At 37.0% G+C, this 14485-nt stretch carries 16 protein-coding genes; all 16 read left to right on the top strand.

Annotated elements, in window-relative coordinates:
• Nucleotides 1-3: 3 nt before the first annotated feature.
• The 16 genes from HNP38_RS09240 to HNP38_RS09315 all read left to right on the top strand — a co-directional run bounded on the left by HNP38_RS09240 (nt 4) and on the right by HNP38_RS09315 (nt 14483).
• Nucleotides 4-1152, top strand: coding sequence for a LegC family aminotransferase (locus tag HNP38_RS09240; protein ID WP_184188195.1), 1149 nt, complete (start codon nt 4-6; stop codon nt 1150-1152).
• Nucleotides 1152-1793 (top strand): acetyltransferase, encoded by a 642-nt coding sequence (locus HNP38_RS09245; protein ID WP_184188197.1) that lies wholly within the window; start codon nt 1152-1154, stop codon nt 1791-1793. The genes HNP38_RS09240 and HNP38_RS09245 overlap by 1 nt, the downstream gene beginning before the upstream one ends.
• On the top strand, nt 1790-2620 hold the full coding sequence (locus tag HNP38_RS09250; RefSeq protein WP_184188200.1) for a hypothetical protein: 831 nt from the start codon (nt 1790-1792) through the stop codon (nt 2618-2620). Before HNP38_RS09245 ends, HNP38_RS09250 begins: the two co-directional genes overlap by 4 nt.
• Nucleotides 2617-3675, top strand: a complete 1059-nt coding sequence (locus tag HNP38_RS09255; protein ID WP_184188203.1) for an N-acetylneuraminate synthase family protein — start codon at nt 2617-2619, stop codon at nt 3673-3675. Before HNP38_RS09250 ends, HNP38_RS09255 begins: the two co-directional genes overlap by 4 nt.
• On the top strand, nt 3675-4718 hold the full coding sequence (locus HNP38_RS09260) for a nucleotidyltransferase family protein (protein ID WP_184188206.1): 1044 nt from the start codon (nt 3675-3677) through the stop codon (nt 4716-4718). The genes HNP38_RS09255 and HNP38_RS09260 overlap by 1 nt, the downstream gene beginning before the upstream one ends.
• Complete coding sequence (locus tag HNP38_RS09265; protein WP_184188209.1) at nt 4715-5152, top strand: YhcH/YjgK/YiaL family protein; 438 nt, start codon at nt 4715-4717, stop codon at nt 5150-5152. The genes HNP38_RS09260 and HNP38_RS09265 overlap by 4 nt, the downstream gene beginning before the upstream one ends.
• Nucleotides 5145-5951: a cytidylyltransferase domain-containing protein gene (locus tag HNP38_RS09270; RefSeq protein WP_184188223.1), complete on the top strand. Its 807-nt coding sequence runs from the start codon at nt 5145-5147 to the stop codon at nt 5949-5951. Before HNP38_RS09265 ends, HNP38_RS09270 begins: the two co-directional genes overlap by 8 nt.
• Nucleotides 5944-6927 (top strand): N-acetylneuraminate synthase family protein, encoded by a 984-nt coding sequence (locus tag HNP38_RS09275; RefSeq protein ID WP_184188226.1) that lies wholly within the window; start codon nt 5944-5946, stop codon nt 6925-6927. The genes HNP38_RS09270 and HNP38_RS09275 overlap by 8 nt, the downstream gene beginning before the upstream one ends.
• Nucleotides 6924-7571: an SGNH/GDSL hydrolase family protein gene (locus HNP38_RS09280; protein ID WP_184188229.1), complete on the top strand. Its 648-nt coding sequence runs from the start codon at nt 6924-6926 to the stop codon at nt 7569-7571. The genes HNP38_RS09275 and HNP38_RS09280 overlap by 4 nt, the downstream gene beginning before the upstream one ends.
• A complete protein-coding gene (locus tag HNP38_RS09285) occupies nt 7564-8406 on the top strand; it encodes an ABC transporter permease (RefSeq protein ID WP_228461021.1) in 843 nt (280 codons plus the stop codon). Before HNP38_RS09280 ends, HNP38_RS09285 begins: the two co-directional genes overlap by 8 nt.
• Before the next feature lie 20 nt (nt 8407-8426).
• Nucleotides 8427-9668, top strand: a complete 1242-nt coding sequence (locus HNP38_RS09290) for a polysaccharide ABC transporter ATP-binding protein (RefSeq protein ID WP_184188232.1) — start codon at nt 8427-8429, stop codon at nt 9666-9668.
• Between the two features lie 7 nt (nt 9669-9675).
• Nucleotides 9676-11157 carry a hypothetical protein gene (locus tag HNP38_RS09295; RefSeq protein WP_184188235.1) on the top strand — a complete coding sequence of 494 codons (1482 nt, stop codon included), beginning with the start codon at nt 9676-9678 and terminating at the stop codon, nt 11155-11157.
• Between the two features lie 9 nt (nt 11158-11166).
• On the top strand, nt 11167-11877 hold the full coding sequence (locus HNP38_RS09300; RefSeq protein WP_228461022.1) for a CatB-related O-acetyltransferase: 711 nt from the start codon (nt 11167-11169) through the stop codon (nt 11875-11877).
• A gap of 21 nt (nt 11878-11898) precedes the next feature.
• Nucleotides 11899-12747 (top strand): glycosyltransferase family 2 protein, encoded by an 849-nt coding sequence (locus HNP38_RS09305; RefSeq protein WP_184188241.1) that lies wholly within the window; start codon nt 11899-11901, stop codon nt 12745-12747.
• Between the two features lie 71 nt (nt 12748-12818).
• A complete protein-coding gene (locus HNP38_RS09310) occupies nt 12819-13787 on the top strand; it encodes a glycosyltransferase family 2 protein (protein WP_184188243.1) in 969 nt (322 codons plus the stop codon).
• Nucleotides 13788-13814: 27 nt separating this feature from the next.
• Nucleotides 13815-14483 carry an NAD-dependent epimerase/dehydratase family protein gene (locus HNP38_RS09315; protein ID WP_184188246.1) on the top strand — a complete coding sequence of 223 codons (669 nt, stop codon included), beginning with the start codon at nt 13815-13817 and terminating at the stop codon, nt 14481-14483.
• Nucleotides 14484-14485 lie beyond the last annotated feature (2 nt).

The raw sequence follows: 14485 nt of genomic DNA on the forward strand, positions 1-14485 counted from the left end.
CGGATGGAAAAATACAGTTCTTTAATCAGTTTCATCAGAAAAACTTTCAATTCAGAGGATTTTATCCCTTTACATACTCCCTACTTTGGAGGAAATGAAAAAAAATACCTGATCGAAACCATTGACTCTACCTTTGTATCTTCAGTAGGAGAGTTTGTCAACCGTTTTGAAGAAGATATTGCCCGATATACGGGTGCCCGATATGGAGTTGCCATAGTAAACGGAACCAATGCCTTACATATGGCCATGCTGGTAGCAGGAGTAGAAAGGAATGATGAAATATTGTCACAATCTCTTACCTTCATTGCTACCGCTAATGCAATTTCCTACATAGGTGCCCATCCCGTCTTTATAGATGTAGATAGGGACACTATGGGGATGTCAGCTAAAGCCCTTCAACGTTTTCTGGAACAGAATGCAAGGAAAGAAACAGACGGTTTTACGTACAATCTTTCTACCGGAAGGAAAATATCCGCATGTATTCCTATGCATACGTTTGGATTGCCGTGCAGGATAGATGAGATAGCAGAAATATGCAATGACTGGAATATTGTATTGATAGAAGACGCAGCCGAATCTCTGGGAAGTACCTATAAAGGAAAGCATACAGGTGGATTTGGTACAATAGGGACTTTCAGCTTCAATGGTAACAAAACAATTACCTGCGGCGGAGGCGGTGCTTTGATCACGGATGACGAAACCATTGCTAAAAGGGCAAAACACCTTACCACACAGGCTAAAATACCTCATCGCTGGAAGTTCCGGCATGATGAGATAGGTTATAATTACAGAATGCCTAACCTGAATGCAGCTCTTGCCTGTGCACAGCTGGAACAGTTGGATCATTTCCTGGAAAACAAAAGGCAATTAGCTGATTTATATAAAGAGTTTTTTAAGAATTCTGAGATACAGTTTGCTGAAGAAATAGAAAATGCAAAAGCTAATTACTGGCTTAATGCAATCATTGTGGAGAACGAAGAGGAAAGAGACCTTTTCCTTACAGAGACCAATGATGCAGGAGTCATGACACGCCCGATCTGGGATCTTATGAATTCTTTACCCATGTTTGAAAACTGCCAGAATGACGGATTGGAGAACAGCATATGGTTATCTGAAAGAGTTGTAAATTTGCCCAGTAGTTTCAGACCTTAATGAATAAAGAGAAAATCATATTGATAGGAGGCGGAGGCCATTGCAGATCCTGCATTGACGTAATAGAGTCTGCCGGAAAATATGAAATTTTCGGAATACTCGATCTGCCGGAAACTTTCGGGGAGAGAACTCTGGGTTATCAGGTAATCGGTAATGATGATGATATAGAAAGATTCCATAAGGAAGGATTTTCTTTTCTGATTACTTTAGGGCAGATAAAGTCTGCGGACAGAAGAAAAAAGATTTTTGAATTTTTAGAGGAAATCGGAGCTAAAATACCGGTAATCATTTCTGCCAAAGCGACTGTTTCCCAACATTCGGCCATAGAAAAGGGTTCCGTCATCATGCATGGAACCATCATAAATGCACAAGCTAAAATAGGAAAGAACTGCATCATCAATTCAGGAGCTATTATAGAGCACGACGCCGAAATAGGAAATCATACTCATATTTCCACACAGGCCGTTATAAATGGTGATGCAAAAGTAGGCAATGAGTGTTTTGTGGGCAGCAGCTCATGTATTTCAAGCCAGGTAAAAATAAGCGATAAGAGCATTATAGGAGCAGGAAGCCTTGTCCTGAACAATATTTCGGAGGAAGGAACGTATGTGGGATCTCCGGTAAAAAAACTTAATAAATGAAAAATGCTATTGTAACATACATATACCCTAAAGCAGTTCAGTTTATTGAAGTTTTTATTGAAAATATTAATAAGATACCTACTCAGGATATACAGTTAATTATTTTCAATGACGGATTAATATATGATGAGAAGCTATTTTCAAAGCTTTGCATTCCCTATTGTATTATTCCGACAGGAGGGACAATAAATGAGGTAAGACATCACTCTTTTGAATATTTGTATGAAAATTTCACGGAGATAGAGAATATGATCTTTCAGGATATTGATGATGTATTCAGCGAGAACAGATTTGACATTTTAATTGAAAAGCTAAGATACAATAAGATCGTCTGCAATGACCTTTCTTCATTAGAAAACGGACGCTTAAAAGACCTTTCATTATGGGCAGGCAGACTGGGTAATGATTTTGAATTTGACCATCATTTTATCAAAAATAAAAATATCTTGGGACTCGGAAATACCGGTATGAAAAGAGAAGTACTAAATATTAAAACTTTTCTCAGCAATCAGCCTGCAGCTTATGACTGGTTTTATTTTTATCAGATCCTTAAGCTGGGAAACATAAAAGCGTCTTTTACCTCTGAATGCCAAACTCATTATATGCAGCATACAGATAATATTGCAGGGGTAAATAAAGAAATGACAGCTGACCAGCTTCAGCATATTATAACTGTCAAGAAAAAACAATATGAAAGTTTAATCGATTTAAACTTTAATGAACTGGAAGAAGAATTAGACAAATTAAACAATATAAAAGATATTAATCCATCTAAAATACCCGCTCAAAAAAACTTTTTTTGGTGGGAAGAAACCGAAACGCTATGAAGAAAATAACAATAAATCAAAAGGAAATTTATAATTATTCTGCACCTTATATCATTGCAGAAATCGGGGCCAATCATAACGGTGATATGGAGCTTGCAAAAATAATGATAAAGTCTGCCAAAGATTGCGGTGCCGATTGCGTAAAATTCCAGTCCTGGACTCCCACATCTTTAATTGCCAAAGAGGAATATGACCGAAACCAAAAATATGACGATTCCCCTAAAAAACATTTCGGTTCTTTAAAGGAAATGGTAGAAAAATACTACCTGAGAGAAGAACAGCACTTTGAGCTTAAAGAATACTGTGATTCTTTGGGAATTGATTTTTGCTCTACCCCGTTCTCTTATGCGGAAGTTGACCTTCTGGATAAGTGTGATGTTCCGTTCTACAAAATAGCATCAATGGATCTGAATAATTATCAGTTGTTAAATTATGTCGCTGAAAGGAACAAGCCCATTATCCTGTCTACCGGAATGGCCACTCTGGCAGAGATCGATAATACTGTGAATTTATTGTACAAAAAAGGGGTTGAAAATATTGCACTTTTACATTGTATCTCTATTTATCCTCCTAAAAACAAAGACATTAACCTACATAATATTCCAATGCTACAACAAGCTTTTGGCGAGATTCCTATTGGGTTTTCAGACCACTCTTTTGGGTTTTCGATCCCTTTGGCCAGTGTTGCATTAGGTTCATGTATTATTGAAAAACATTTTACAACAGACAAAGATCTTCCGGGATGGGATCATGAGATTTCCGCAGACCCTTTTGAAATGAAGATCATTTGTGAGGAAAGTAAAAAGATCTCAGAATCATTAGGATCATTTAAACGTATCGTTTCTGAAGATGAACAGGCTAAAAAAGATAAGTTCAGAAGAAGCCTTGTTACTACAAAAAGCCTGAAAGCAGGGCATGTCTTATCAGCGAACGACCTGACGTCCAAAAGGCCAGGAACCGGTATTTCTCCGGACCTGATAGAACAGATCGTAGGAAGAAGTTTAGTAAAAGATGTGGAAGAAGACATTGTTATTAAATGGGAAAATCTCCAGTAATGAAAGAAAAGCACCTCATTAAAAAAGATGAAAAGGTAAGAAATGCACTTATAAAACTCAATGATTTAAGTGCAGACGCTATCCTCTTTTTGGTGGATGACCATGACAGGCTGGTGGGTTCCCTCACAGACGGGGATTTACGGAGAGGGTTTATAAAAGGACTGGGTTTTGAAGACTCTATACTCAATTTTATCCAGGAGAATCCCAGGTTTATTTATGAAGACGAATATGATCATAATAAGCTGGAAGACTTCAAAAAAAAGAACTTTAAAGTCATTCCTATCCTGAATAAAGAAAGAGAGATCATAGATATTCTGAACTTCAGGACAAGGACAGCCCTTATTCCTGCCGATGCGGTTCTGATGGCCGGAGGTGAAGGAAAAAGGCTTCGCCCTTTAACGGAAAACACACCCAAACCATTGCTTAAAATAGGTGATAAACCGATTATAGAATATAATATTGACCGACTTATCAGTGTAGGCATCAAAAATATCAACCTAAGCATCAATTATTTAGGAGACCAACTGGTAGACTATTTTAAAAATGGTGAAGAGAAAGGAATCGGCATACATTACATCCGCGAAACCTTTCCTTTAGGGACGATCGGATCTGTTTTACTGGCTGAAAGCTTTGAACACGATGATATTATCGTGATGAACAGCGACCTTCTCACCAATATAGATTTTGCAGATTTCTTTAAAACCTATAAGGAATCCGGGGCAGATATGGCAGTTGCCGCAACCAGCTATCATGTGGATGTTCCCTATGCTGTTTTAGAAACAGATGATGTTCAAAAAGTAAAATCTCTAAAGGAAAAGCCGAGATATACTTACTTTTCCAACGCAGGAATATATATCATCAATAAAAAATTACTGAACCTTATTCCTCAGAATAAACCTTTTGACACGACCGACCTGATGGAAAAGGTGATCGAGCTAGACAATAAGATCATTACCTACCCTATCAACGGATACTGGCTGGATATCGGCAAGCATGAGGATTTTAAAAAGGCACAGAACGACATAAAACATTTGAAGTTATGATCCTTGACTCATTGAATAATCTAAAAAATTATATTGGAGAAGATCTTTCACCGAAAGTAAACGAATTCCTGGAAACACCTGTAAATAAGCTGGTTTTCGGCAATTGGGCAGAACTGGATGAAAATGCAAAACTAATTGTACTCAACACCTCCGGTTTTAAAGAGAACACGTTTGAAATTCACAAAAATTATATTGACTTTCATATTCCCATTGAAGGTTTTGACACCATCTATTTCGGATCCAATGAAAGCAAAAAAGCGGTGAATGAGTATGATGAAAAACTGGATTACCAACTTTTCTCAAGCACAGCATTATCGCAAATCACTATGGGAACAGGCTGCTTCATAAAAATAGACCCTTTGGAACTGCATACCAATCAATTAAATTCTGAGAATGCAGTTAAATTAGTATTAAAAATTAAACATAATGGCTAAAGTTGTTGCCTGCATTATTGCCAGGACCGTTTCAACGAGGCTTCCTTTAAAAGTTTTAAGAGATTTATTACCCAATAAATCAATGATAGAATTTTTAATTGAAAGGATAAAATCCGTAAAAGCAGTTGATGAAATCTATCTATGTACTTCAAAAGAGAATGTAGACGATATATTTGAAGATATTGCTGCAAGGAACGGCGTAAAAATATACAGAGGATCGGCAGACGAGGTTACGGAAAGATTGATCAGCACAGGTGAGCTTGAAAATGCGGATTACATCATCAGAATTACCGGCGATAATCCGTTTACGTCTGTAGAATATCTTCCTAAACAGATAGAGTTCGTTATACACAATGATCTGGACTATGTAAGAGTTGTTGATGTCCCTATCGGTGCAACCCCTGAAATCATTAAGCTGGACGCCCTGAAAAAATGTCATGCAGAAATGGATCCGAAGGTAAGTGAATACCTTATGCTGTATTTATTTGAACCCGCCAATTTTAAATGCGGCATCATCAAACCTTTTTCTCAGGATTTTTCCCACTTTACCGTTACTGTGGATACGAAAGAAGACCTCTTAAGAAGCAGAAAAATAATAAATTTACTGAATGAAAAGCCGGAAAGTATTCTTCTTTCTGATATCATATCGGTGTACATCAATGAAAAAATAGAAAATTCTACAATTTCCGGTGGCGGGATGATCAAGCTCCCTTATGATAAAATGATCCCATTTGAAGAATTTAGCTTTGATATGGAACGAAGAAAGTCAAATTCCAAATTACTGAAACTCTATGAATAATCCTACCTATCTGTATACAGAAACCGCTTTTCACCACGAAGGCAGCTATGATTACCTAAAACAACTGATTGATGAAACAAAAAGAATCGGTGCCAATGGAATAAAATTTCAGGTGCTTACCAATACCAATGATTTTATCACCAGTAAGCATAAGGATTATAAACTGCTTTCAGATTTTTGTTTAAGTTATGACGAATGGAAAGATATTTTTACCTATACTCAGGAAAGCGGGCTTGATATCATTCTGATGCCTTTGAATATTGAAGCAATGGAACTGAGCCATTTTGCCAGATACATTGATATTCATTCCGTTTCATTTAATGACAGTGATCTTTTAGATAAAATCAACACTAAGGATTGCGAGATCATTATAGGTGTTGGCGGCAGAACGGAAGAAGAGATCGATCATTTAATCAGGTTTTTTGGAGAAAAAGTAAAAATACTGATGGCAGGGTTTCAATCCTTTCCGTCCGATTTGAAAGATGTAAATCTTGGTAAAATTTCATATTATAAGCAGAAATATCCTACCCTGGATATTGGGTATGCAGACCATTCATCCTATAAGGACCCTTTTGCCGTATTAAGTAACGATTATGCCAGACTACTCGGAGCGACAGTTTTTGAAAAGCATATCACCATACACGAAGGCGAAGAGAAAACCGATTATGCCTCTGCTGTTTCCGGTGATAAAATAAAACAGATCATTGACAATCTGAATTTCATCAATAATTATGTTCTCAATGGAAAGTATGACCAAATGAGCCAACCGGAAAAAAATTACCGGAACAGGCAATTAATAGGAGTAGCTGCAACAGATTTGCCAGCAGGAACTGTTCTGGAAAAAAAGGACATTTCATTAAAGCTTCACCATGAATTTGAAAACCATTATACTACAATAGAATCATTGGTAGGAAAAAAGTTATTGGTAAATCTCGATAAAGATGCTCCGTTTAATACTAAAAGTCTGCAGGAATGAAAAAAATTCTGATTTTTTCTGATTCTCTTCCCTTAGCCAGGGATTTTCCTGAAACAACCCTCTTCAACGAGACATGGCCGGAGCTTCTAAAAAAAGAAAATTATCATATCCATCAGGTCTCTATTGGGGCTGCGACCTCATCAGATATTTTGACGCAGGTTCATTATCATAAAACATTCAATCCGGATATAGTGATCATCCAGGTAGGTATTGTTGACTGTGCACCAAGGTTTGCAACGAAATTCGAAGTTGAGATCCTTAGAAGAATACCAAGATTAGGTTCTAAAATTCTGCGTAAGATCAATAATCCGGAATTAAGAGCCAAAAGAAATATCAGTTATGTAAGTCTCAGCGCCTTTAAAAATAACTTAAAAAATATAAAAGCTGTTTTTAAGTGTGAGGTGGCATTTCTTACGATCCTGCCTGCAAATGATGATTATGAAAAAATACTTCCGGGTGTAAAAGAGAAAATACACCATTATAATCAGGCCATTAAAGCATATGATCATATTGATCTGAATGATATGCCGGGAGATGGTATCATGTCCGACCATTTCCATATCAATCCAAAGGGACATTTATTTATCCTTACTAAGATAAAACATTTTTTATCTTTGCAAAAATTTACAAAACACGATGAATGACAATGTAAAAGTATATGAGCCCAGTAATAGCAACAAAAATTTGTTCTCTATTCTCCGGGATATGTTTACAGATCTTTTCAGTTCCAAAGATTTGGCATATCGCTTATTCATTCGGGATAAAAAGGCGGAGTACAGCCAGTCTATATTCGGAGTACTCTGGGCGTTTTTTACTCCACTGGCTACCACAGTAACATGGATTTTCCTGAGTGCTTCCGGAGCGGTAAAAATACAGGCTACCCATGTTCCCTATCCTGTATATGTATTTTTAGGAACCATGCTTTGGTCTGTCTTTGTGGAAAGTGTGATGACACCTCTTACACAGACACAAAATGCAAAAGATATTCTATCCAAAGTTAATTTTCCGAAGGAAGCAATTCTTCTGTCCGGACTATTTAAAAACGGTTTTAATATCACCATAAAGCTTATCCTTATAGCCGGAATGCTGATCATCTATCAGGTAAAAATAGACTCCGGAATATTTCTGCTTCCACTGCTTCTTTTATTGCTGGTTTTTTTGGGATACAGTATCGGATTGCTCGTTACACCCATCGGAATGCTTTATAAAGATGTGAGCAGAGCACTGCCATTGGTTTTTTCATTTCTCATGTACCTTTCTCCCGTAGTATATAAAGGAGGAATAAGTGGTAAAATGGCAAAGCTTATCGAGATCAATCCCCTTACTCCATTAATTAACTCTGCAAGAAATGTACTCACAGCTTATCCTGTCGAAAATCCGGTCTATCTGGCCTGCATTTTTGGAGTTTCCTTAGTATTATTTTTCATCGGCTGGATGTTCTACAGAGTATCGGTTCCGATCATCATAGAAAGAATGTAATTAACTTTATTTAGTAAAAAATGTCAGAAGTTTTAATAAAAGTAGAAAATGTTTCCAAAAAGTTTTGTAAACAGCTAAATAGAGGGTTATGGTATGGCGTTCAGGACCTGGCAACAGGTATTGTGGGCAATTCCAAAGAAAGAGATCTGAGAAAAGCCGAATTCTGGGCAGTTAATGATATAAGCTTCGAACTTAAGCGGGGCGAATGTCTTGGCCTATTAGGTCATAACGGAGCAGGAAAAAGCACACTTCTCAAAGTCCTGAATGGGCTGATAATGCCGGACAGAGGCAGAGTGGAAATGCGGGGAAGAGTAAATGCACTGATAGAATTGGGAGCCGGCTTTAACCCTATCCTTACCGGACGGGAAAATATTTATAATAATGCGGCTGTTTTAGGGCTATCAAAAGCACAAACCAACAATAAATTAGACGAAATTATTGCCTTTTCGGAACTGGAAGAATTTATTGACACCCCTGTTCAATATTATAGTTCTGGAATGAAAGTTAGGCTGGGATTCTCCGTAGCAGCTCATTTGGAACCGGATATACTAATACTGGATGAAGTATTGGCCGTAGGTGACGCAGGATTTAAGATCAAATCTTTCAATAAAATGATGGAACTGATGAAAACTGCTGCGGTGCTTTTCGTGAGCCATTCTATGCCCAATGTGGCACGGGTGTGTAATAAGGTGATCTTTATGCAGCATGGCAAAGAATTATACTTCGGTGAAGATATCCATAAAGGAATAGAAATGTACTTTGATGAATTTTCGGGAGAAAGCTCTATGATAGAAAATGACAAAGGCGCGTCTATTTCCAATTTTAAGATCAATTCTAAGCCCGCAGACAAAATTGAAAGTAAGGATAATATAGTACAGGTAAAATATGGTGATGACCTGGTTGTAGAATGTGAAATTGAAATTAAAGATCCAACGGTCCAGGAGTACTACATTCTTATGTCCATCACAGATAAAGACCTTAAGATTGTAGCTAATTTTATAACCAATAAGTTTTCACCCACCTTTAAAGTAAAAGATAAAAACCATATTAAAATGGTTTTTCCTGAAATGCTGTTGATTGACGGAGAATATTCGATAACCTATTTTGTAATGTCAAATAATGGTAACGAAAACCAGTATACTTATCTGGCCAACTACAGAAACTACACAAAATTTAAAGTTACGGGACTGAAAGAAAATGTATATGCTTCCATCTTTTTAAAAGGAGACGTATATCAAAACGGTGAATTACTTGTAAAATAAATCCGGCATGCAGATCAGCGACAGGAAAGATATAAGGGATTTTATTGTTGACATTGAAAACAGGTTTCAGGTCAATGACTGGAAATTTAATGATATCCATATCTGGCCTTTGCTTAGATTCATGCTTTATTTCCATCTTATTTTTAAAACGGAACAAAGTGATCCTGAAGAAAAAACCTTCAGCTCACCGGAGCCGTCTGCACAAAAAATCAATCCGGTAAAAAAACTGTATTATTATCTGCAAACCTCAAAACTGTTCTTTCGTTGGCTTTCTTCGCTACGTAAAGTCAGATATTTATTTGTGGGGGCTTTTGCCCATCGTGCCGAGCTTGAAGGTGTATTTTACAATAAATTCTACGACCCGTTGATCCAGAAATATAACCTGACCGATTTTTCCTTATTGGAATATACCGAGAATAAAGAAAAGAAGATCAATCATTCCGAAAAGTCCATTCAATTTCTTTACGGGTTCAGGCTATTCACGTATTATTATAAGCTTACAAAGCCTTTTAATAAGAAAAATAAAATAGAACTGGAAGGCTATCCAGAATTCACAGATTTTTTAAAGACGAATGAATTAACGAAGGATTTTGCAGAAAAAAGAAGCAGGGAACAAGTAACAGAATATCTGAATAATCATCTGGATATCCGTTACCGGTTTGTACTCATGGTCATTAAAAAGATCCGGCCTGAATATCTTTTCATCTTATGCTATTATACCGAGTTTGGAATGCTTCTGGCTGCCATAGCTAATCAGTATAAAATTAAAACTATCGAAATGCAGCATGGCCCGCAGACAAACATACACATGGCTTATTCAAACTGGAGCAACCTGCCGGATAAGGGCTATGACATGCTTCCGGGAATGTACTGGAACTGGGATAAAAGTTCTGCAGAAGTCATTAATTCCACATTTAAAAACAATAGCAATTATTCTGCTTTTGTAGGCGGAAATCCCTGGTTTGATTTTGATTTCAGAAAAAAAGCACCGGAAGAACCTTTCATTTTCTATACCATGCAGCCAAGCCCTGTAGAAATATCCATGCTTCTTTCTTCAAATATTATAGAAGCTATAAAGCGTTCTAATTATCAATGGTATCTCAGATTCCATCCCAGACAAAGTGAGCAGGAAAAAGAAGAAATATTTAAAATCATACAGGAGAATTCACTAGACGATAAAGTAGAATTTGAAAAAGCAAACAGCTATCCTCTGCCTTTACTGTTAAGAAGCTGCCTTTTTAATGTTACCCATTTTTCCGGAACCATTATAGAAGCTGATATGCTTAATAAAAAAACAGTCCTTTTAAACAAAATAGGCAAAGAATCCTTTGAAAGCAGGATAGAAAACGGCATGGCTGTTTATATAGATTATGACCGGCATGATTTTCAGGATCGTTTTTCGGAGTTTGAATCCCGGCTTAATGATCATTCTGAAAAAAGTGAAAGTAAGATTGACACCCATTTTATAAATACAATTTTTAATTCATAATTAAATCCTATGTTCCGAAAAATATTGAATATACTAAAAGGCAGGAAGGAAAAACAGCCCGATAGTTATGAATTAAATTACCCGAATATCAAGAACTCCCGGGTCGACAAGTATGACCTGATATCACCATCTGCTCATATCATCAATTCTTTCGTCTATGGAGACGTAAAAATCGGAGATCATTGTTATATTCCGGAAGTGAAGCTGGGAGGTACTATAGAAATAGGAAGATACACCAGCATCAATGGCCCTAATACCCATGCCCAGGCTGTTATCAACGGAATACGAATCGGCAGTTTCTGCTCTATTGCAAGCGGGGTTATATTTCAGGAAAACCTGCACGATTATGAAAAGCTGACCACTTATTTCATAAGACAAAGGGTCTTTGGAGAAGCTTTAAGGATAGACAGCTATTCAAAAGGAGATATTGTAGTGGGAAATGATGTATGGATCGGGGCACAAAGCATTATTTTATCCGGAGTTTCCGTTGGTGACGGAGCTGTAATTGCAACCAACAGTGTGGTCACTAAAGATGTTCCGCCTTATGCCATCGTTGGCGGTTCGCCGGCTAATGTCATTAAGTACAGATTCTCTGAAGAGATCATCAATAAGCTGATGGAAATAGAATGGTGGAACTGGGACATTGAAAAAATAAAAAAGAACAGGCATCTGTTTGTAGAAAAACTGACCCTGGAACATTTAAGCAATATCATAGATTAAATCATATCATTGAAACACATCATGAACCATCAATCCCCTCTTTTCAGCATACTGGTCGCCAATTATAACAATGGCCGCTACTTTAAGGATTGCTTTGAGAGTATTATATCCCAGACCTATCAGAATTGGGAGGTCATTATTGTCGATGACTGCTCTACCGATAATTCCGTAGAGATGATAAGGAAGCTCATTGAGCATGATGAAAGGTTCAAAATCTATGTGAATGAGGAAAATAAAGGCTGTGGTTTTTCCAAAAGAAAATGTGCGGAACTTGCCGGAGGAGAGATCTGTGGTTTTTTAGATCCTGATGATACTATTACGTCCAATGCTTTGGAACTCATGGTCAACGCTCATGCCCAATATCCGGAAGCTGCACTCATTCACTCAAAATGCTATATATGTGATGATAACCTAAACATTTTAAAAGAGTATACCAACGGTAAAAATGTTAAGAGAAGAGATGATTTTTTAAATTTGGATGGCGAAATTTTCGTTTTTGCCGCCTATAAAAACTCCTTTTACAAAAAAACATCCGGAATTGACTCCTATTTTCAGCGTGCCGTTGATCAGGATCTTTACCTTAAACTCTATGAAGCAGGAGAAACAGTATATCTGGATGAATTCCTATATCTGTACAGGATCCATAACGGAGGTATTTCTACCAATACTAATATGAGAAAAGCAGAATATTGGCGTTGGGTGGTGAACATGAAAGCTGCAGAAAGAAGAAATATCAATATTGAAACGGTCTTTACGGACAATTTTGCTCAGATGCGGGAGCTTGAGCATTTTAAGCAGAAATATTATTCGTTAAGGAAATTTGAGGCCGTACAGAATTTTTATCTCAGAATTAAAAAAATATTCAAATGAAATTTAAATACCGCCCTCTCTGATTTAATGTTTTTACATTATTTTTGACGGCTGGTAAAATACACTGTCTGATGGCATTGATGGAAGAGCAACACAACAATACAGTCCCTTTGGTAAGCATCTGCATTACCACTTACAACCACGAAAAATACATAGAAGAATGCCTTAACAGCATTTTTTTACAGAAATTCGGTGGGTTGTACGAGATCATTATCTGTAATGACAACTCTTCGGATCATACGGAAGCCATTGTTCAGAAGATTATGTCTGAACATCCGAAAGGAAATACGATCAGGTACTTTAAAAATGTACCCAATCTGGGATATGTTAAAAATACATTATTCTCTTTTTCGAAAGCTTCGGGAAAGTATATTGCGATATTGGACGGTGACGACTCCTGGATCAATGATTCAAAATTGCAGCAGCAATACGATTTTTTGGAAGCAAACCCGGACTTCTCCTCTGTAGGTACGGATTCCAAAGTAATATATGAGGATCTTCCCCTTCCCAGTCACTCCTTCTCAAAGCATGCAGGTCAGGTACTTACCCGCGATCATCTGACGGATCTTAAAATATGCCAGACCTCAACCATCTTTTTCAGAAAAGAAATCCTGCGAGAAGATTTTCCTACCGATATCATCTCTGCAGACCGATGTTTATACTTACTGGCAGGATGTTTTGGAAAATTGAAGGTTTTGCCGGAGCAAATGGCCACTTACAGGCAGTTCAGCTCCAGTATTTCAAAAAACGTCACATACGAGGTCATGAAAAAGGATTTCGCCATTATCCCTTTTATTAAAAAACATAATCCCGAATACAGTACCTTAAAATTGAAAACCTATTTTTATTACACGCTGATGTCTTATTCAACGGTCATTTCAAAATCAAATTTTTACAGGGCAGGCATCGGGTACTTTTTTTATAATGTACTGTCAAAGTTTTCATTAAATCCCCTAAAGCTCTATTCAGCTATGAAGTGGAGCAGGCATACCATTAAGCAGAAGTATGAAATTAAAAAACAAAACCATAGTTTTGTTTAAATTATAACATTAAATAGTAACACAAGTATGATAATAGGTTCCGGACTTATTGCCAATTCATTAAAAAATATTGACTCGGAAGATATGCTGTATTTTGCTTCAGGAGTATCCAATTCTCTTGAAACCAGAGATTCAGAGTTTGAAAGGGAATTCTCTCTTTTGAAGCAGTGTATTGAAGAATACGATGGAAAAAAATTAGTCTATTTTTCTACACTCAGCATTTATGACCAGTCTAAACAGGACAGCCACTATGTGCTTCATAAGCAGGAGCTTGAAAATTATATCAAAAACAATGTTGAGGCTTACCTTATCCTGAGAGTCGGGAATATTGTCGGCAATGGAGGAAATCCGAATACGCTGTTCAATTTCCTTAAAAATCAGATCAGCAGCAATAATACCTTTGTATTGCACAAAAAGGCAAGAAGGCTTTTAATAGACATCGATGATATTGCTAAGTTTTTAGCGCACAATTGCACGGAAATCCATAATCAGACCATTAATCTGGCCTTTCCTTACTACTACGACCTGAAAGAGATCATCGATGCCGTAGAAAAGCAGATCAATAAAAATGCCGCATACAATGAAGTGGATGAAGGCGATTTTTATAAAGTAAGTTTTGATGAAAACATTGACCGTTTCTTCTCGGAAATAACTCCTCCGGAATATATCAACGCTTTGGCTAAAAAATACATCTAAAA

The sequence above is a fragment of the Chryseobacterium defluvii genome (genome assembly GCF_014204415.1).
Lineage (GTDB): Bacteria > Bacteroidota > Bacteroidia > Flavobacteriales > Weeksellaceae > Chryseobacterium > Chryseobacterium defluvii_A.